Source organism: Streptomyces uncialis (assembly GCF_036250755.1).
Lineage (GTDB): Bacteria > Actinomycetota > Actinomycetes > Streptomycetales > Streptomycetaceae > Streptomyces > Streptomyces uncialis.
In genome coordinates this window covers 550025-570201 of record NZ_CP109583.1, presented here as the reverse complement: position 1 = coordinate 570201, position 20177 = coordinate 550025, and the positions used below count along the sequence as shown (strand labels likewise).

Here is a 20177-nt window from a genome sequence, read left to right as displayed (position 1 = left end):
GTCCTGCGCGCATAGGTCCTGACGCTGCCTCGGTCATGGGTGTCCCGCCGTTCAAGCCCGTTCTCGTCAGAGCGGTGTTCAGGGACGTGACCCTGATGCACGTCTCCCGGCCGGCCGTGTGGGCCGCCGCGTCGGTGACGCGTACGGTGCTGACGCAGATCATCGACGGTGCGAGGAGAGTGGGAGCAGAGCAGGCCCGGAAGAAGCTGATTCCCGGGGACCTTGTCTCGGCACTCGAACGGGACGTCGAGGTCGATGTGGGGGACCAGTGGTACCACTACAGCCCGACGTTCCGGGGCCTGACCGGTGTCCTGTACGGCGCTGAGGGTGTCGTCGTGCCTTCTCGTAGGCGCAGCAGGTCGCGCAAGCCGAGTGCTGTTGTCGGAGCCCACAGGTTCGAGGCCGGGGTCAAGAAGCTGCTGCGGGGCCAAGGGGTGACAGCCGTCCCGGCGATGGTCCGCGACCTGGACGGGATCGCGAGCATGTTCCTGACGAACCTCGCCCGGGACGCGGCCATGGTCGTCCGCGGGGGCGGGGTCAAACGTTTCGGTACGGTCGCCCTGGTGATGCCGGGCGAACCGGCCCCGCCCCTGTCCCTCAAGGACCCCCTCCGGGCCCTGTCCGTTCGCACGGGGGACGGGTGGACCATCGGCAGGGATGACGTCCTGGCCTCCGTCACGACGCAGTTGTTCGGCAGCATCAGGCAGCGAGCCCTCACCGAGGCACGCGAGGCGACACAGAACACTGCGGCCGGCTGAGCGGATGCGACCGGCATCGCCATCGGCCTTCTCATCGACCACGGTGGCGGGCGAGGTCCGTCAGGCGGGGGTGGTCACGTTCCACCGGCTCGACGACACGCGTACGAACGTGATGCTCCAGCTCGACCACGCCCCGCAGGGAAGGCCGCCTACACCGACGGTGACAAGCTCGGGTTCATCCACCGTCGGGCCAGGGGCGATCTGAAGAACTTCAAGGAGTTCACCGGGGCCCAGGGCCTTGAGGCCGACGTCCGGCGCGGCACCGCCTGAACTCCGGCACGGCTATGACGTCTCTTCGTAGAGAGTGGCGCCGGTGGCAGCGGTGGCGAGGGTGATGCTGCTGGTGAGGCGAAGGCCGTACTCGGGGGCGTTGTCGGTGAGGTCGGAGGGGTCCCGGTCGGCGAGAAGGAGGCGCAGCGCCGTGGCCGGGTCGAGGTGTGTCCCGGGGCGCCAGCCGTGGGCTCGGGCGGTGTCGGGGTCCTGGGCGGCGATCTGGCGGCCTGCTCGGGCGAGCTGTTCCGTGTCGGCCACGGCGAGCCGCAGGGTCTGGGTGACGGTCACCTCGGTCAACGCGAGGCGGACATCGGCTGCGGTGTGCCGGCGCTGGCGGGGGAGGGAGACGGCGTCGTGGGTCATCCGTGCGGTGCTCCTTGCGGGGTGGGGTGTCAGCGGGTGGGGGTGAGGACGGCCCAGGATCTGGCGCGGAAGGGCCGGGCGGGGGTGGTGTCGCGGCCGTGACGGGCGGCGAGGGCGGCGACGATGGCCAGGCCGCGCCCGTGTTCGGCGAGAGGGCCGGCCGCGGGGCGGTGCGTGAAGGCGGCGGGGCCGCCGTCGGTGACGGCCACCCGGATGGAGCCGTCCGGGTGCCGGTGCAGGTCCGCCCGGATCGGGCCGACGGCATGGGTCACCGCGTTGGTGACCAGCTCGGAGACGACCAGGACGATGTCCTCGTCCGCACGCCCATGGAGGCAACCGTCAGGCGGCGGCCAGTCACGCAAAGTGTTCCTGGCCCACCGGCGGGCCTCGCCGCACGCGCGGGCGCAGCGGTCGAGATGGATGCGGGTGTGCCGGATACCGGCGGGTCGGGACGCGGCGGGGCAGGTCATACAGGTGGCTCCACAGGTTGGGTGCGGTGACGGTCCGGGCGTGACGGCCTGCGGCCGGCGGGGCGCGGCGTGGTGGCACGCCGGATTTGCGGACACACTCAACTGTGTGACGCACCGCACGACAGGTGCAACGCACAGGATGTACACCATGGGCAGGGTGCGCACCGTGTCGGACACGCCGGGAGGAGGCCGGGATGCCGAGGCCGAGATCGGGGCCGGGCGTACTGCACGCGGTGCTGGCCACCCGTCTCAAGTGGCGGCGGGAAGGAGCCGGCGTGTCCGCCGCGCAGGCCGCTGCGGAGCTCGGGTCCCACGCGGCGACGGTGCGGCGGATCGAGGGAGCGGAGACGTCGCTGGACGCCGGGCAGGTCGGCACGCTGCTGCGGTTCTACGGTGCGGGGGAGGCGGAGACCGCCGAGTTCCTCGCCCAGCTGGCGGAGGCGAACGCACCGCAGTGGTGGCACCCCTGGCGCGACGTCATGGACGAGTGGCAGCAGCAGACGATGGCCGTGGAGACGGCCGCCAGCCTCATCCGGGTCTGGGACCCCGCCCTGGTTCCCGAACTGCTGCGGACCCCCGCCTACACCGAGGCCCTCGACCGGGTGCGGCTCCCCGGGTCCCCGGAGGCGGCCCGGTGGCGGCGCGCCGAGTTCCTGGCGCAGCGGCAGGCCCGGATCGCGGCACGCAAAGCCCGCATCTGGGCCCTGGTGCCGGAGGCCGCGCTGCGCACCCGTGTCGGCTCCCCGGCGGTGATGGCGGAGCAGATCGAGGCCCTGCGCACGGCGGCCGGGCCCCCGCGCGGGCTGCGCACCATCCAGGTCTCGCCGCTCGCCGGACCGGCGCATCCGCTGACCGGCGCCTGCGCCCTGACCCTGTACCGGGTCGATGTCGAGGAGATCCCCGACCATGTGGTCCGGGACAGCCCCGTCGGCCCGCCCGGCATCTGGGACGACACCCTCACCGTGACCGCCTACCGCATGCTGCTGGACCAGGCGTGCGCCGCCGCCCCCGGCCCCGAAACGCCGCTCCCCACCACCTTGTGAGAGGAACAGTGATGACCGACGACCAGCCCGCCCAGCGCCCGCGCATCGACACCTCCGTCGCCCACTCCGCCCGCGTGTGGAACTACTGGCTCGGCGGGAAGGACCACTACCCGGCGGATCAGGCTGCCGGCCTCGCCTACGAAGCCGCCCTTCCCCAGGCCCGGCAGTGGGCGCAGGAGTCCCGGGCGTTCCTGCGCCGCATGATCACCTACCTCGCCGCCGAGGCCGGCATCCGCCAGTTCCTCGACCTCGGATCCGGACTCCCGACGGTCAACAACACCCACGAGGTGGCCCAGCGGATCGCCCCGGACGCCCGGATCGTCTACGTCGACCACGACCCGCAGGTCCTCGTTCACGTCGGCGCGCTGCTGACCAGTACCCCCGAAGGGGCCACCGCCTACGTCGAAGCGGACATGCGCGACACCGACACCGTGCTCGCCGGAGCGGCGGACACCCTGGACCTGTCCCGGCCCGTCGCCCTGGTCTGCGCGGATGTCCTCGGCCACATCGAAGACTTCGACGAGGCACTCGACCTGATCGAGCGGATCGTACGGCGGCTGCCGCCGGGCAGCTACCTCGCCCTGAGCCACTGCGACGCCGACGGCCCCGAGCACCGGGCCGCCCAGGACGCCTACAACGCGACCGGCGCCATCCCCTACATCCTCCGCACGCCCCAGCAGATCGGGCGCTTCTTCCAGGGCCTGGAACTGGTCGCCCCGGGACTGGTGTCCTGGCCGAACTGGCGGCCGGACGCCACCACCGGGACCACCGCCATCCGCGCCGGCTGGGGAGCCGTCGCCCGCATCCCCTAGGACCACCACCCCCTTCCCGCACTCCCGCCCCCTTGCCCACCCGGCCGGAGAACCGCACAGCGCCAACCACCGACACCGCGACCGGCCGTTCACCCCTGCGGATGCGCCGCGGCAGCACCTGCCCAACGCTGGTCGTCATGGACAGCGACGCTGTGGTGATCCGGCGGCTCATCGCCGCGGCCGCCCGCTCCGGCGCCCAGCTCATCGCCGAAGCAGCCCACACCATCAACGGCTGGGCCGTGCTGGCCGACCCCATCGCCGGCGCGATCTACAGCACCCCGCCCGACGCCGCCGAGGACGGGATCCGCGCCGCAGCCGCCCCACCCGCCACCGACGCCGGGGAAACCACCCCCGTCACCGTCCACCCGGCTGCCGGAGCCGCCCTGGTCCTGTGCCCCGGCACCGACACCTCCAGCCGCCGCGCCGACCTCGTGGCCACCGCCACCACCGGCCTCCTCGACGTCCGCGCCCGCCGCACCCTGGACCTCAGACCCGCCGAGATCCGCCTCCACACCGCCGCCGTCCGCCTCCTCCTGCGCGGAGAAACGACCCTCGCCCACACCATCCTCGGCACCCTCGCCCCCACCGCCACCGTCTACCGCCTCACCGGCCCCGACCCCCAGCGCGCCCACCACGCTCTGCGCCGCGCCCTCCAGCCCACCGCGCCGGACAACGGCGAACACACCCTGCTCACCCTCCAAGGCGGCGAACTCACCGTCATCGCCCTCCATCCGGCCGCCGACAACGGCCGTGTCCTGCGCCTCATCGCCCGCGCGGCCGAACGCCACCACCTCCTCGGCGGCGTCGCCGACCCCTGCGCCCTCGACATGATCACCACTGCCTGGGACGAAGCCGGACAAGCACAAACCGCCGCGACCCCCGGCCACCGCCTCGCCCCCGTCACCGGCCTCGGCGACCGCGCCCTGCTACGCCTCATCCCACCCGACCGGCTCACCGCCTGGGCCCGCACCCTGCTCCACCCCCTCGACACGACCGCCCGCCGCCTGCTGAACATCTGGCTCCGCACCGCCTCCATCGGCACCACCGCACACATCCTCGGCGTCTCCCGCGCCACCGTCCGCACCCGCCTGCGCACCACCGCCCACCTCCTCCACACACCCCTGGACTCCGCCACCACCCGGGCCCAGCTCCTCCTCGCCCTCAGAACCCCCACTCCCACCCCCGATGCCGCTGCCACGGCGGACCCGCCCCCCACCCGCGACCCCAGCAGCCGTGCACCGCTCCCCGTCGCCCTGACCGACGAACCGACCGCGCACCGATGGGCCACCACCCTCCTCGCGCCCCTGGACGCTCCGCCCCTGCGGATCGCCCTCCGCGTCTGGCTGCAGCACCTCGGCCACACCGCCCCGGCAGCCGACGCCCTCGGGCTTCACCGCACCACCCTGAACCGCTGGCTCGAGGAGATCACCGAACGCCTCGCCGCCGACCTGACCTCACCGGCCACCCGCGCGGAACTCCACCTCGCCTGCCTGACACTCGACGAGCACAGCGGGCCCGGCGGGCTCCCACGACGCGGCGGCCGGACCTTCACAGGAGGCGCGCCTGCGGAGCGAACACCCCCGCCGCCGGAGAAATGAGCGGACCGAACCGGGACCGCCGCCTGCGATGCGGATGGCCGGCCTCGGCACGCAACGAGGCCGTTCAGGGTCCTCGTTCGGCACACACCGGCCCCGCCGACCACACCCCGCACGCCAGTCGAGTCAGCCCGGGCGGCGTGATCAGCGCGGCGGACTCCCGGGCGTCTCCCGTCTAGTGGGGGGCCACCAGTTGTGGGGCGGTGGCGTGATCCCGGTGCCGGATCTTGGCGCGGCACGGTGTGGCCGATCGCCCCGGCGGGCGCGGGGGATGGCGGATGATGTCGGCACTTCGGTTCCGGATCTTTCGGTGGAGGCGGGAAATGGGGCGGTTCACGGGGCAGCCTTCCGCGGTCGGGGAGCGGGTGACGCCACGGGTGTGGACGGTCTGCTTGGACGCCGCCGGACGCGGTCTCACGGCGGTGAAGGCCACCCGCAGCAGGTCCGCCTGCCCGCCGCAGCGCCTGGACACCCCCGCCATGCTGTCGGGTTCTGCGTTCGCGGATCAGCCGGGCTCTCCGCAGAGCGGGGCGGACGCTTCGATGCCGTACGCGGTGGAAGACTTCGCCTATCCCGGGGCCGCCAGGATTCTTCAGGAGCAGGGCATCGTGCTCAAGGGCGGTGACGGAAACATCACCCTCGTCACCTGTGGCAGTGCGCCGGGACTGCTGGAGGTGTGGGCGCTTGGCGGCAGGCAGGACAGGTTCTGCTTCCGGTTCACCGGGAACCAGGGCTATCTGAGCCGGGAGATTCCGTCCGTCTACGGTGTCAAGGGCAATGCCTACACGACCGACGTCCATATGACGGTGGCCGGGACCGAGAAGTCGTTCACCGTGCCTGAGAGCGGTTAAACCCCTGTCGGGGAATCCGCTGACCGGGTGGCCGGGAGTTCAAGCTGGTGGTAATCACCGCGCGCAGGTTATGCGGGCGGTGTCCTGTTCCGGTTCTGCGTGGCGCTCGAGCACAGGACCCGTTCAGTGCGATCGCTGCGGACGCGCCGGCAAGGTGAGACGGAGGTTCCTCACGTCAGCCCCCGCCGAAGTCGGTAGAGAGGCGTCTGGATTGGGCGAGCTCGGAAGGACAGAATTCAACGGTCTGCTCGGGAGGGCGGACAGGAATGCGTCGTTTCTGGCTGCCTCACGGCGCCGCAAGGACCTTTAGCAACTCGTGCACCTTGCGAAACTCCTGTATGCGCAGCTACACACAGCTCTTCCGTACGCCGGAGTTCAAGTTGTCCCGGATTGCACTTCCGGAACTCGAGCCACAGGACGAAATTTGGACCGGCCAACTTCCCGGCCAGCGTCTTTTCGCCGACTCGCGCGAACCCGGGCACGGGCCGCACCCGTTATTTCCTGCGGATGTCGTCGATACGCGACGAATGGCGTGGCTCGAAACATGCTTGCAGTCGAGTACATGTCGATACATGATCTGCTGGGTCCCTTCGCGGTGCGGACATTCGTGCGACGGAACCCATGGGAAGGTGTCCATGCTGCAGGTTGAACGTGCCTTCGACCACGCCTTATGCCGTACCCCGCTACGGCGGATCTCGTTATCGCTGCGAGGCAGGACGGCCCGCTTCGGTCTCAAGATGGAAGAACATGGGGTCACCGGATCGGTCAAAGCCCGAACGGCTGTGGGCCTGTTACGGGAATTGCATCGTCAAGCGCCCCTGGCACCCGGCACGGTGGTCGTCGAATCTACCTCGGGAAACCTCGGTCTCGCCATGGCACACATTCTCCCCTCCATAGACTGCGTATTTCTGGCTGTCGTGGACCTGAAGACCCCCCACTCGACCAGGCGGGAACTCCTGGAGCGAGGCGCGCGCGTCATCGTCGTGGACGAGCCCGACGGACAGGGCGGCTACCTTTTACGGAGACTCGACACGGTGCGCCGCATCCTCGCCGAGCACCCCGAGTACCGCTGGCCCAACCAGTACGAGAACCCGGCGAGCCCCCGGGTGCACGAGCACAGCACCGGACCGGAGATCGCCGACCAGGCGGGACCGGAGTTGAGCGCCGCGTACGCACCGGTGTCGACCGGGGGAACCCTTGCCGGCATCGCTGCCCATCTGCGTGAACACCGGCCCGATGTCCGCTGTGTCGCCGTCGACGTCACGGGTTCCGTCGCCATCGGCGGCAGCGCCGGACGTCGACTCATTCCCGGAATAGGAGCCAGCCGCCGCTCCGCGTTCCTCCGGGACGGCGCGTACGACCACGCGGTGCACGTGGACGACGCCGAGGCCATCGCGGTCTGCCGGATTCTGCGCGAGGACCTCGACGTGACTGTCGGCGGCTCCACGGGGTGTGTCGTCCGCGCGCTGCTGGCGGATCTCGCCACGGAGGCCGCCGGCGGGTTCCCCGTCTGCCTCGCCGCCGACGGCGGCGCCAAGTATCTCGACACCTTCTACTCCGACGACTGGATCAAGGAACAGGGTATTCACGAGAACGTCAGCGAGGCTGTCGATCGTCTGCGCGCGGACGGCGTCGCCTTCGGCTGGGGGGCAGCGCGGAAATGACCGGCAAGCACGGCGAGAGTCCCGGCACGCACCGCGAAAGCGTCGGCACGCACGCCGACGGTGCCGGCACTCACGAGGAGCGGGCCAAGTGGAGCGACTACCTGCCGTCACTGCAATTGGTGGCGTTCATAGAGTGGACCGGGACCGGTCTGTTCCTGGCCGCCTCGACCATCTACTTCGTGCGGATCGTGGGGCTGAGCGTCAACTCGGTGGGCGCGGGGCTGGCCATCGCGGGCGCGGTCGCCATGCCCGCCGCAGTGCCCGTCGCCCGTCTCGCCGAGCGTTTCGGGCCGCGCAGGGTGCTGGTGGGCGTCGATCTGATTCGCTCGGTGGCGACGCTCGCATACCTCTGGGTCGACGGGTGGCGCGGATTCCTGTGTGTGGCGATCGTCATCGCCGTGACGGAACAGTCGTCGGCTCCCCTCGTCCAGGCCTATGTCGGCGCGCGCGTCGAGAGGAACCTCCGCAGCCGGGTCATGGCCATGCAGCGCACGATCGTCAATCTGGGGATCAGCGCGGGGGGGCTGATCGCCAGTGTGGCGCTCGGACGGGGGGACCGGGCCTCCTTCGACTGGCTGATGATCGGCGGCGCGGCAGCGTACGCGGCCGTGGCGCTGCTCCTTCTCTGTGTGCGTGGCGACGAGGGCGCCCAGCGAACCCAGCCCCGGGTCGGGCTGCTGCTCAAGGACTGGAAGCTGCTGGGATTCACTCTGTACAACGCGGTGCTGTCGCTGTGGACGCCGATGCTGAACGTGGCCTTCCCGCTGTGGCTCGTGACGCGCACGGACGTGCCCGAGCGCTACGTGGGGATTCTCTACGCCGTCAACACCGTGGCCTGTGTCGCCTTGCAGTACCCACTGAACGCCTGTTATCGAACGCCCCGACGCTCCTGGGTCTCCTACGGCGTCGCCGGCGGGCTGCTCGCGGTCTCGTGTGCGGGCTTCTCGCTGGCCCCGGGCGTGGAACCGAGCACGGCCGTCGCCGTCATGGCGGGATCCATCGTCCTCCTCACCTTCGGCGAGGTGCTCCAGGTGGGCGCTTCGTGGACGCTTTCCTACGAACTCGCCCCGGAGCACGCGCGCAGCGCCTACCTGGTCCTGTTCAACCTGGGGCGCACCATGGCCAACCGCGTGGCCGGACCGCTCCTGATGACCGGCGTGGTGCTCGCCCTCGGCACGGCGGGGTGGGTGCTCCTGGCCGGGATCTTCCTTCTCAGCTCGGCGGTTCCCGTCCTCGCCCTGGTCCGACGATTGCCCGCGAAGGCATCCGTCCTCGGGCCCGTTTCCTGACCCCGGTCTCTCCCCGTGTCTGTCTTCCCCGCGAGTTCCGAGTCCCACCCTCAGACCTCAGGAGGTCTCCGCCCGTGGATTTCGAGCGCTACCCCGAGAGTTCCTTTCGCTATCTGACCCGTGCGGACGTCATTGAGGCGACCCGGCGGATCGATATCGTCGACGCCGTCGCCGAGGCGCTGGTGCTGCACAGCGAGGGCAGGTCGGTCCTCCCGGAAGAGGCGTATCTGGGCTGGACGACATCGGGCGGCGCCGCCGCCCGATGCCTGGCCATGCCGGGCGCGCTCATCAGGGAGTCCGGGCCGGTGATCGGCCTGAAGACGATCAATGCGAGTGTCGCCAACCCCGACCGGGGCATTCCCCGGTCCCAAGGGTTCACGCTGCTGCTCGACGTGGACACGGCCCGGCCCGTCGCCCTGATGGAGGCCGCCTACATCAGCGCCATGCGCACTGCGGCGGTGACCGCCCTCGCGGCGCGACACCTCGCCGTCGAGGTACCCCGGACCCTCGCGCTCATCGGCTGTGGCACGTTGGCGCAGGCCCACGCGACGCTCCTGCTGGCGAGTGTGCCGACGCTCGGCGAGGTCATCGCGTACGACATCACACCGGGCCGCGCGGAGAGCCTGCTGGCGTTCGTCGCCGGGCTGCCCGGCGGGGAGCGCCTGGCGTTGAAGGCAGCCGCAGGACCGCGGGAGTGCGTCGCCGACGCCGACCTGGTTGTTCCGGTCACCACGGTCACGGAGGGTTACATCGAGCCCGACTGGCTGAAAGCGGGCGCGCTGATCGCCCATGTCTCTCTCGACGACCTCACCCAGGAGGCGGTGTCGAGCGCCGATCTCGTGGTCGTCGACGACTGGGGCCTGGTGTCCGACGACCCACGACGCCTCCTCGGCCGCATGCACCGCGCGGGCAGCCTGCTCGGGCCCGACGGCCTGCCGCGGCCCGGAGTGACTCCCCTGCCGGGCGCGCGGAGAGTGGACGCTTCACTTGCCGACATCGTGGCCGGCCGCCATCCCGGTCGGCGCGGCCAGAACGACGTCATCGTCACCAACCCGTTCGGCATGTCGATCCTGGACGTGGCCGTCGCCGACCGAGTCCGTGCCCAGGCCGAGGCCCGCGACATCGGCAGCCTGCTCAGCCTCTGAGAGAGAAGAGACACCATGCCCACGCATCAGGACATCCGTGAGGTCAACCGCACCATGTGGTCGTACGGCGAGTACCGGCATGTCGCCGACCTCCTCAGGCCCGGAGCAGTCGATCTGATCGACCGTCTCGCCCCGGAGCCCGGCACGCTGCACCTCGACGTGGCGACCGGAAACGGCAACGTGGCCCTTCTGTCCGCGCGTCGCGGTTCACTCGTCCAGGGCCTCGATCTGACCGACGAGTTCTTCCCGGACGCCCTTGAGCGAGCCGAGCGGGCGGGCGTCCAGATCGACCTTCACCGCGGCGATGCCGAGGAGCTTCCCTTCGGCGACGACTCGTTCGACCTCGTGACCTCGACCTACGGTGTGCAGTTCGCCCCGCATCACGCCGCCGCGGCGGGCGAGATGGCACGTGTCTGCCGTCCCGGTGGGCGTATCGGCATGTGCAACTGGACCAGCCGCAGTTGGACGGCGCACTTCCAGGAGATCCTGTCCTCGTACTTTCCCTCGCCCACGGGAAACCAGGGACAGCCCATGCTCTGGGGTGACGAGGAGTACCAACGAGAGCTGTTCGGGGACTCGTTCGAGCTCACGACGGAGCGTCGCGCGCTGTGGTACGCATTCGACGCCGAGGGGCTGATCGCCTTCTTCGAATCCTGCTTCGGCCCGTGCATCGCCGCCCGCAACACCATCTCCCCTCCGGGCCGGTGGCACGAACTGCGCGCCGAGCTGGTCGAGATGACCGAGCGCTTCGTCACCACCGACAGCCGGGGGACCGGTCTACCTGTGGAATACCTCCAGGTGATCGCCGAGAAGAGGGAGCGACGGTGAGTGACACCCCCTCGCTCGTGCCCGCCGTATTCCCGCCGCTTCCACTCACGGAGGCCCACCGGAAGGCCGCGAGCGCGGTCGCCCTGTCCAGAACCGAGCCCTACGACCTCCGCGACGCGGTGGTCACCCACGTCGAACGCCACGCGGAACGGACCCCGGGGCGACCCGCCGTGGAGGAAGCCGGACGCACCGTCGGCTACGGCGAACTCGCGGACGAGGCCCGGCGGGCCGCGTCGGCACTCGCCGCCCGGGGCGTCGGCCCCGGCCAGGTGGTCGCCGTCGGCGGCGAGCGCGGCAGCGAGGTCGTGACCGCCTTCCTGGCCCTGGAAATCCTGGGCGCGGTCTACCTCCCGGTGGATGCCGGGTGGCCGTCCGCCCGCGTCGAGGACGTCCTCGCCGACAGCGCGGCGAGCTGCCTGATCACCACCGGCAGGCCCGAAGCCCGGGAGTCGCTGGTCAAGGGAGCCGAGGCGGCGGGCTGCCCCACACTGCGGTTCACCCTCGACGAGGAATCCGCCGTCCCCACGGGGCGTCCCCTGCCCCCGGCCCCCGACGAGATCCGCTACGTCCTCTACACCTCGGGTTCCACCGGCCGCCCCAAAGGCGCGCTGGTCGAGCACCAGGGCATGCTCAACCACCTGTGGGCGAAGGTCCATGACCTCGGGCTGGGCGCGGAGGACCGACTGGCCCAGACCGCTCCACTCGGTTTCGACATCTCCGTCTGGCAGATGCTCGCCCCGCTTCTGACCGGTGGCGTCGTGCAGATCTACACCGACGACGAGGCCCAGGACGGCGCGGCGCTGCTGACGTCCGTCGTGCGCCGGGGCACCACCGTCCTGGAGGTCGTGCCCACTCTGATCCGATTCCTGTTGGACGCCCGGGACACCCGTACGGCATCCGTCGGCCCGGCCCAGCCCGAATGGAAGACCCTCGCCGGACTCCGCTGGATGATCGCCACCGGTGAGGAGCTGCCGCCGGCGCTGGCGCGCCGCTGGCTCGCCGCCTTCCCGACGGTCGGACTGCTGAACGCGTACGGGCCCACGGAATGCTCCGACGACGTGACGCACGCGAGACTTGTGGCACCCGCCCCGGACGTGCGCCACCTTCCGATCGGCGGCCCTATCGGCAATGTCACGCTGTACGTGCTGCGCGGAGACGGCGACAGCTGGCTGTCGTGCCCGCGAGGCGAGGCGGGGGAGCTGTTCGTCGGCGGGGTCGCGGTGGGTCGCGGCTACCTCGGTGATCCGCTGCGTACCGCTGAGACCTTCCACCAGGACCCGTTCACCGGGCACGGCCGCGTGTACCGGACCGGGGATGCCGTCCGCGTCCTGCCGTCCGGGGAGTTGGAGTACCTGGGCCGCGTCGACCGCCAGGTGAAGCTGGGTGGCGTCCGGATGGAGCTCGCGGAGATCGAAGCCGTCCTCGGAGCTCATCCGGCCGTGACCGCCTGCGCGGTGACGGTGCACACCCCGGAGCCGTCCGCCGCGCTGGTGGCCCGGGAGACGGGACTCGCACCCGCCGCGGCGGTGCCGCCCCGACTCGTCGGCCACGTGGTGTCGGACCGCTCTCCCCTCCCCGTCGACGAGCTGCGCGCCCATCTATCCGACCGGCTCCCCCAGGCCATGGTGCCATCCGTCTTCGTGGAGCTGGCGGCCCTGCCGCTGACTCGCAACGGCAAGACGGACCACGCCGCGCTTCCCCCGCCGCCCCGCAGGGAACGACCCGCCGCCCGGGCCTACGACGCCCCCCGTGATCCGACGGAACGGCACATCGCCGCCGTCGTCGCCGAACTGCTGGGCACGGGCGCGGTCGGCCGTGACGAGACGTTCCTGGAGCTGGGCGGCGACTCCCTCCTGGCCATGCGGCTGCTGGCCCGGCTGCGCGTCGACGGGACCGCCGCTACTCTGCGCGATGTCCTGGGCGACGGCAGCCCGGCCGCTCTCGCCGCCCTCGCCACGGACTCCGCCCCCGTCGGGACCCCGGCCGAGCGGCGCCCCGCCCCCTCCGCCGGGAGCGCCTCGGACGACGTCCCGCGCACCCGGCCGCTGACGCCGCAACAGGAAGGGGTCTACTTCCACTGGTGTCTCGACCCGGACAGCCCGAACTACAGCTACCAGGGATCCCTGGTGCTGGACGGCCCACTCGATCACGACCGGCTCTCCCGCGCCTGGGACCTGCTGCTGGAGGAGAATCCGGTCCTGCTCGCGCGTTTCGCGGAACAGGACGACAGGCCCGTCCACAGCTACCCGCACTGGCGCGTGCCGCTGCCCGCCGTCGAGCACCTCGGAGAACACGGAGCGGAGGAACGCCTGCGGCGCCACCGGGAGGAGGCCGCCGACGAGGCCGCGCGGCCGTTCGCCCTGACCTCGGAACCACCCCTGCGACTGCGCCTGTTCGCCCTCGGGGACCGGGAGCACCGGCTTCTGGTCACCATGCACGAGATCCTGCTCGACGGCTGGGGTGCCACCGTGCTGTTCCGTCGCCTCGCAGAGCTGTACCGATCGGCACGGGACCGCACGGCCACCGCCGACCGGGAGCGAACCGCGCACTACGACCGCTACCTCGACTGGCACGAGGAACTCCTGCGCACCCCGGAAGTCGCCGAGGCCGGCGCGTACTGGCATCGACAGCTCGCCGGCGAACTGCCCGTGCTCGACGTGGCGCAGCGGCCGAGGCCGAAGCGACCGACGTACCGGGGTCGGATCGTCGAGGCCGTCCTGACAGAGGATCTGACGACGTCCGTGCGGGAGTCGGCGCGCCGCATCGGCGGGACCTCGTTCAGTCACCTCCTCGCCGCTTACGCGCTGGCCCTCGCGTACTACGGCGACACCGACGAGGTGATGATCGGCGCGCCGATGGCGAGCCGCGACCGTCCCGAGCAGGCCGACGTCCCCGCCTTCATGCTGTCGATGCTCCCGCTGCGCATCGCGGTGGACCCCGGCACGACCATCGGCACCTTCGCGGAACGGGTCCGGGACGTGGTGCTCGACGGATACGCCGCGTCCGACCATCCCTTCGGCTGGACCCTGCGCGATCTGCCGGCCACCGCGCGCAGCGGCTCCGCCACGCCCGTTTTCCAGACCATGCTCAACATGCTCGCCTACCCGGCGGCGGGCACGACCGCGGACGGGGTGACCTTCCGATTCGTCGAACTCGACACCGGCTACACCAAGTACGACTGTGCGCTCTATGTGCAGCCGCACGGGCCGGGGGAGCTTCTCCTGCAGTTCGCATATCAGCCGCAGCTGATGGACGAGGACGTCGCCCGGAACGTGCTGGAGAGCACGCTGCTCGCCGCGCGCGCCCTCGTACAGGCCCCCGGCACTGCGACCCGCGCGTTGAACCTGCTGCCGGACGCGAAGAGCCGGTACCTCGTCTCCAACCTCACCACGGGAGGAACCCTCTGATGCTGTCCGACGTCACCGCACCGCATGAGGCCGGCATCGGCGACGGCCCCGCGTCACTCGCGGCGCTCTTCGCCGCGCAGGCCGCCGCCACCCCGGACGCGATCGCGGTGCGGACCGGCGAGCGCGTCCTGACCTACGGCCAACTGGATCTGTGGAGCGGCCGACTCGCGGCACAGCTCGCCGATCGCGGTGTGCGCCCCGGCGGCGTCGTCGCGCTCGCGGCCGATCGGGGGCCCGCCGCTCTCGCCGGTGTGCTCGCGGTGCTGCGCACCGGTGCCGGCCATCTCGGTCTCGACCCGGCGATTCCGGCCCGCCGACAGCGCAGGATGATCGAGGAGACCGCTCCGGACTGCGTACTCGCGGAACCGGGGCTCGACCAGTTCCCGACGCTGGACGCGCCCCGGGTACGGCTGACCGAGCCGACGCGGGGGCCCGTGCTCGCGCCTCGCGACCCGGCCGACGACGATCCCTCGGCGGTGTTCCACATCGTCTACACCTCGGGCACGACCGGGGACCCCAAAGGGGTGCGCATCGGCTGCCGGGCGGTCCTCAACCGGTTGCGGTGGATGTGGCGTGACCACCCCTTCGAGCCCGGAGCCGTACTCGCCGTCCAGAAGTCCGTCTCCCTGGTCGCCTCCCCCTGGGAACTGCTCGGCGGACTCCTGCGGGGAGTCCCGTCCGTCTTCCTGACCAGGGAGGAGGTCTTGGACCCCGCCCTCTTCGCCGACGCCTTCGAACGCGAGCGGGTCACCCATCTGTTCCTCACTCCGCACCTCGTGACCGGGCTGCTGGACGAGGCGGACCGCCGCGGCGGACTCGCGCATCGTCCGGTGCTCGTGACCAGCGGTGCGGACGCCCTGCCGACGGCCACAGTCCACCGGTTCCGCGCGACGTTCCCGGGTACCACCCTGCTCAACCTGTACGGGATGACGGAGACCGCCTCGAACGTCGCCGCGTACGACACCGCCGCGCTCGCCCCCGACGCCGACCGGGTGCCCGTCGGGAAGGCGGTGGCAGGCGCGTCCCTCACCGTGCACGACCGGTACGGTCGGCTGCTGCCCCCGGGAGTGGTCGGCGAGGTGTGGGTGGCGGGGACGCCCCTGGCGCTGGGCTATGTCCGGGCCGCCGGCGACAGGTTCACCACAGGGGACGACGGCGTGCGCCGCTACCGCACCGGAGATCGCGGTCGGCTGTCCGCCGGAGGCGATCTGGAGATCGTCGGACGGGTCGACAACCAGGTGAAAATTCGCGGCTATCGTGTCGAACTCGAAGAGATCGAGGCCACCCTGCGCAAGAATCCGTCCGTCGCCGAAGCGGGTGTCTTCGTCACCGAGGAACAAGGGGAACCCCGGCTGGTCGCCTGTGTGACGGAGGCGGCTGAAGCGGATCCGGCGGCTCTGCGAGCCTTCCTCCGGGATCGGCTGCCGGACTACATGCTCCCGTCACGGATCGTCGTGCTGCCGAACCTGCCTTTGGGTCCCAACGGCAAGCTGGACCGTGTCGTCCTCGGGACGATCGCCGAGAATGCCGCCCAGGGGCCGCGCGAGCGGTTCGCACCGGCCGACGAGACAGAGAGCGTCGTCCTCGGCCTCTGGGAGCGGTTGCTCGGAACGGCCCCCGCCACGCCGGACGACAACTTCTTCGACGCGGGCGGCCACTCCCTGCTGGCCGTCCGGTTCGCGAACCGGCTGGAGACGGCGTTCGGCAAGCGCATCAGCCTGCGTCGACTGCTCGGGTCCCCCACCTTCTCGGGGGTCGTCGAGCTGTGCCGCGACCGTGACGGCGACGCGGAGGCCGGCGCATGACCACGACAGCGGCGTGGGTGCGCTTCACCCTCCGGCCTGACGACGCCCACACGCTCGTCGTCTGCGTTCCGCCCACCGGCGCGTCCGGCACGTCGTTCGACTCCTGGGCGTCGCGGATGCCGACCGGAACGGCCCTCGCGGTCGTGGACCCGCCCGGCCGCGGCCCGCGCCTCGGCGAGCGGCCGGTGACCGACATGGCCGAGTACGCGCAGATGATCGCCGCCGAACTCGCCGGCTCGGACCGACGGCTGATCCTGGTCGGAGTCGGCCTGGGCGGCGTCATCGCGTACGAGACGTGTCGAGCCCTGGCGGAAGCCGGCCGGGACGTGGCGCTCCTGTGCGTGGTGGCGGGCAGGCCGCCGTCGGCCCGCACCGGTGGATCCCGGTCGATCACCGCGGTGGACGCGCGGTCGTACGCGGCGGCAGCCGGCCTCACGGCACCGGAGCCGGTCAAGGGGCCGGAGGCCGCCGAGGAACTTCTCCTGGCCCCGATCCTCGCCGATCTCCGGCTCGGCGCGGGATACGACGGCCGTGCCGCGCCGAGCCTCTCCGTGCCGGTCCGGCTGGTCAGAGGCACCCACGACCCGCGGGTCTCCGAGACGACGGCCCGTGAGTGGGCACGGTACACAGACATCCAGTGGACCGAAGACACCGTGGACGGCGGTCACGACATCCACCGCACGGCCCCCGGGCCGGTGATCCGGGCCTGTGTGCCGGCCCCGGTCGCGGCCGGGGAACCGTCCCGGCGGTCGTTGCTGAGCGTCGGCGTCGGCGCGGTCACCGTCGCGTTCGGCGCGACCGCCACCCCTGCCGAGGCGCTCGCGCCGAACGCGACGGTGACCGCGCCGCTTCAGACGGCCCGGAGCGGAACGGGCCCGGCGACGTTCACGAGCGCCGCCGCCGTCGACCCGGTCGCTCTCGCCTCCGCGATGATCCGTCACGACACCGGCAATCCGGGCGACGGCGCGCTCACCCTGCCGCACGCCCGGATGCTCCGGCACCTCTTCGAGGACGCCGGCGCCCGCACGGAGACGGTCGAGACCCCGAAGGCCGGAAACGTCCACTTCTTCGCCCGAGTCCCCGCCGCGGGCCCCACGGACAAGAAGCCCCTGCTTCTGCTCGGGCACTCCGACGTGGTGCCCGCGATCGGCGACCCGTGGACGGTGGACCCCTTCGGGGGCGAGGTGAAGGACGGACGTCTCTACGGTCGGGGCGCGCTGGACATGAAGGGAACCAACGCGGCCTTCGCAGCCGCCCTGGTGCGACATCTGAGGGAAGGAGCACGCTTCGACCGCGAGGTGATCTTCTGGTCCGACTGTGACGAGGAGCAAGGCTCCCACGGAGTGCGTTGGCTGCTGGACAAGTACCCGGGCAAGGTAGAACCCGGGGTCGTCCTCACCGAGGGCGGCTGGATCCTGAACCAGAAGGACGAGACCACCCCCATGCTCGCCAGTCTGACCTGCTCGGACAGGCGCGCGATCCTCGTCCAGGTGGAGACCCGGGCCTACGCGACCCACACCTCGAAGCCCAACGAGGGCCAGGCGGTGGTCCGCCTCGGTCGGGCGCTCGAACTACTCGGCGACTTCCGTGCCCCCATCCGCCCCAACGCGCTGTCCCGCACCTACTTCAAGGAGTTGAGCCGCGCCACTCGCGACCGCGCGTTCGCGGCCGCACTCCGGGACATGCTCTCCGCCCGCACCCAACCGGCCAGGAACGAGGCCGGTGAGCGCGCGATCAGAGCGAGCGGGCACCCTGAACTGCACAACGCCATGATGCGCACCACCCTCGCGTTCGTAGGCGCCGACGCCGGCTACTACACCAGCATCATCCCGGGCCGCGCCTCCGCGCGGATGCTCGTCGGCTTCCTGCCCGGCGGGGACGACCCCGCCACGGTGGTGCGCGGACTACGTGAGCTCATCGCGGATCACGCCGTGCTGTCCGTCGTGGCCCGCGCGGGCGAGACGGAGCAGCAGGCGTTGGAACGGTTCACCGGATATCTCGCGGTCCCGGCGTCCACGGTCGACACGGACATCTTCCGCATGTGGCGGCGCGCCGTGACGGTCACCCACGGCAAAGTGGCCACGACCGCCGCACAGTTCGAAGCGGTGACCAGCGCTGTCCCTTTCCGTGAGAAGGGAATCCCGGTGTACGGGATGTACCCGTACACCGTCGACCGGGACGCCTTGCGGCGTATGCACGGCACGGACGAGTACATCAAGGTGGAGGAACTGCGCCGCGGCACCGAGACCGTGTACCAGCTTCTCGCTCAGCTGCGCGTGCCGAGAGGAAGCGGATCGGCCACCCGCGGCCGAGAGGGGGCCACGGGTGGCTGACGAGGGGCACGACGCGATCCCGACGGAACTGACCCGCGGGCAGGCACGGCGCTGGCGCGCGGCATGCGCCTCGGACAACCCGGTCGACCAGATGTCACCGACCTATCTGGTGACGGACGAGATCGATCCGCTTCTGCTCGGCCGGGCTCTGGCGCGGGTCGTCCGCCAGCACGCCCCGCTGCGGACGCGCATCGTGGCCGGCCCGGACGGAGAACCCGTGGCGACGCTCCGGGCGGCCCCGGACTCGTACCCGGTGAAGGTCGTCGATCTGACCGGGCAGCCCACCGAACGGCAGGCGGACGCCAGCACCCGCTTCGGGGCGACGGACAGCGCGGTGCCCGTGGATCTGGCGACGGACTGGCCGATGCGTGTGACCCTGGTGACCCTCGAACCCAGGCGCCATCTGCTGTTCCTCACCATCAGCCATGTCGTGGCCGACGGCTGGAGCTGTGGCGTGGTGATCAGGGGCATCCAGAGCCACTTCCGCGCACTGTCCCGCGGGGAGGCCACCGATCCGGGAGATCCGCAGAAAACGCTCGAAGCTGCCTGGGCGGCCTTTGTGGCCGAGTCCGCGGAGCGGGAGCGGTCCGGCTGGTACACCCGTGATCTGGGCTGGTGGCGTCGCCGTCTCGGCGGAGCGTTCGGAGTGCCGGCGTCGGACGCCGGGCCGGGGAAGGGGTCCGGGGAAAGTCCGGGCGAAGGGGCGCGGAGCACCGTGGCGTTGTCCCTGCCTTTCGGTCTCCCCGATCCTCTGGGGAAGGGGATGCGGCAGCTGGCGAGTTCGCTGCGTTCGACCACGTTCACCATCACGCTGGCGGCGCTGGCCGCAGTGCTCGCCGACCTGACGGGAACCCCGGAGACGGTCGTTTCCGTGCCGTACGCGGGACGTGAGGAAGAGGAGCACGAGCCGCTCGTCGGTCTGTTCAGCGACCGACTCCTGCTGCGGGTCCCGGTCGACCGCACGGCGACCTTCCCTGAACTGGTCGAGCAGGCCCAGGACGTGCTCCTCGACGCGGTCGACCACGCGAGCACACCGTCGTATCTGGTCGAGGAGGCCCTGGCACAGGATGACCCGGAAGCCGCGCACGCCCCCTCCGTGTGCATGCAGATCTACCCTCGCTCGATGTGCGACGCCGAGCCGACCGAACCCGGGGATCTGGCGTTCCGTCTCCTGGGTTTTCGCACACCGGCACTGCACGACGGACTGGCCCTGCACATGGTCGAGCCGGACGGCGGCCCCACCACCGGCAGGCTCACCCATCTGCCGTCGTTCATGAACCCTGCTCAGGCCGCCGAATTCCTGGTCTTCCTCTTCCGGGTCCTCTCGACGGCGGTGCGGGACCAGGGCTGCTCCGTCGCCGAGATCCTCCGGGCCGCGAGGAGGGGAACCGGAGCCGAAGGCGGCATCGAAGTCGGAATGGGAGCCGGGACCTCCGACGACGTCGTCCTGTGGGAGCAGGACGACTGGGTCGCCGCCTCGGCGCGGTCCCACCCCTGAAGGCCGCCCGCGAGGCGCCCGTGCCATGGAGGCCGGCCGGTCG

The 20177-nt window shown here is 71.3% G+C and carries 15 protein-coding genes; 13 read left to right on the top strand and 2 right to left on the bottom strand.

What is annotated here, in order from left to right; all coding sequences use genetic code 11:
• Positions 1-35 precede the first annotated feature (35 nt).
• The gene (locus tag OG711_RS02010) at positions 36-758 is read left to right on the top strand and encodes a hypothetical protein (protein WP_245876692.1); all 723 of its coding nucleotides are present in this window, start codon (positions 36-38) and stop codon (positions 756-758) included.
• A gap of 282 nt (positions 759-1040) precedes the next feature.
• Here the strand turns inward: OG711_RS02010 and OG711_RS02000 are convergent, their stop codons facing one another.
• Complete coding sequence (locus OG711_RS02000; protein ID WP_329558168.1) at positions 1041-1394, bottom strand: hypothetical protein; 354 nt, start codon at positions 1392-1394, stop codon at positions 1041-1043.
• 29 nt (positions 1395-1423) lie between these two features.
• The gene (locus OG711_RS01995; RefSeq protein ID WP_329558167.1) at positions 1424-1864 is read right to left on the bottom strand and encodes an ATP-binding protein; all 441 of its coding nucleotides are present in this window, start codon (positions 1862-1864) and stop codon (positions 1424-1426) included.
• A 194-nt stretch (positions 1865-2058) separates the two neighbouring features.
• On the opposite strand from OG711_RS01995, the gene OG711_RS01990 reads away from it, so the two are divergent.
• The 12 genes from OG711_RS01990 to OG711_RS01935 all read left to right on the top strand — a co-directional run bounded on the left by OG711_RS01990 (position 2059) and on the right by OG711_RS01935 (position 20134).
• Positions 2059-2907 carry a helix-turn-helix domain-containing protein gene (locus OG711_RS01990; protein ID WP_266504573.1) on the top strand — a complete coding sequence of 283 codons (849 nt, stop codon included), beginning with the start codon at positions 2059-2061 and terminating at the stop codon, positions 2905-2907.
• Between the two features lie 11 nt (positions 2908-2918).
• Positions 2919-3719 (top strand): SAM-dependent methyltransferase, encoded by an 801-nt coding sequence (locus OG711_RS01985; protein WP_073785832.1) that lies wholly within the window; start codon positions 2919-2921, stop codon positions 3717-3719.
• Between the two features lie 137 nt (positions 3720-3856).
• Entirely contained in the window at positions 3857-5317 is a 1461-nt protein-coding gene (locus OG711_RS01980) for a helix-turn-helix domain-containing protein (protein ID WP_329558166.1), read from the top strand.
• 320 nt (positions 5318-5637) lie between these two features.
• Positions 5638-6165, top strand: coding sequence for a hypothetical protein (locus tag OG711_RS01975; RefSeq protein WP_329558165.1), 528 nt, complete (start codon positions 5638-5640; stop codon positions 6163-6165).
• Positions 6166-6431: 266 nt separating this feature from the next.
• On the top strand, positions 6432-7829 hold the full coding sequence (locus OG711_RS01970; RefSeq protein WP_329558164.1) for a pyridoxal-phosphate dependent enzyme: 1398 nt from the start codon (positions 6432-6434) through the stop codon (positions 7827-7829).
• A complete protein-coding gene (locus OG711_RS01965) occupies positions 7826-9118 on the top strand; it encodes an MFS transporter (RefSeq protein ID WP_329558163.1) in 1293 nt (430 codons plus the stop codon). Before OG711_RS01970 ends, OG711_RS01965 begins: the two co-directional genes overlap by 4 nt.
• A 74-nt stretch (positions 9119-9192) precedes the next feature.
• A complete protein-coding gene (locus OG711_RS01960; protein ID WP_329558162.1) occupies positions 9193-10263 on the top strand; it encodes an ornithine cyclodeaminase family protein in 1071 nt (356 codons plus the stop codon).
• A gap of 15 nt (positions 10264-10278) precedes the next feature.
• Positions 10279-11091, top strand: coding sequence for a class I SAM-dependent methyltransferase (locus OG711_RS01955; protein WP_329558161.1), 813 nt, complete (start codon positions 10279-10281; stop codon positions 11089-11091).
• A complete protein-coding gene (locus OG711_RS01950) occupies positions 11088-14498 on the top strand; it encodes an amino acid adenylation domain-containing protein (protein WP_329558160.1) in 3411 nt (1136 codons plus the stop codon). The genes OG711_RS01955 and OG711_RS01950 overlap by 4 nt, the downstream gene beginning before the upstream one ends.
• On the top strand, positions 14498-16303 hold the full coding sequence (locus OG711_RS01945) for a non-ribosomal peptide synthetase (protein ID WP_266504551.1): 1806 nt from the start codon (positions 14498-14500) through the stop codon (positions 16301-16303). The genes OG711_RS01950 and OG711_RS01945 overlap by 1 nt, the downstream gene beginning before the upstream one ends.
• The gene (locus OG711_RS01940) at positions 16300-18636 is read left to right on the top strand and encodes a M20/M25/M40 family metallo-hydrolase (protein WP_079184438.1); all 2337 of its coding nucleotides are present in this window, start codon (positions 16300-16302) and stop codon (positions 18634-18636) included. Before OG711_RS01945 ends, OG711_RS01940 begins: the two co-directional genes overlap by 4 nt.
• Entirely contained in the window at positions 18629-20134 is a 1506-nt protein-coding gene (locus OG711_RS01935; protein WP_329558159.1) for a condensation domain-containing protein, read from the top strand. Before OG711_RS01940 ends, OG711_RS01935 begins: the two co-directional genes overlap by 8 nt.
• Positions 20135-20177 lie beyond the last annotated feature (43 nt).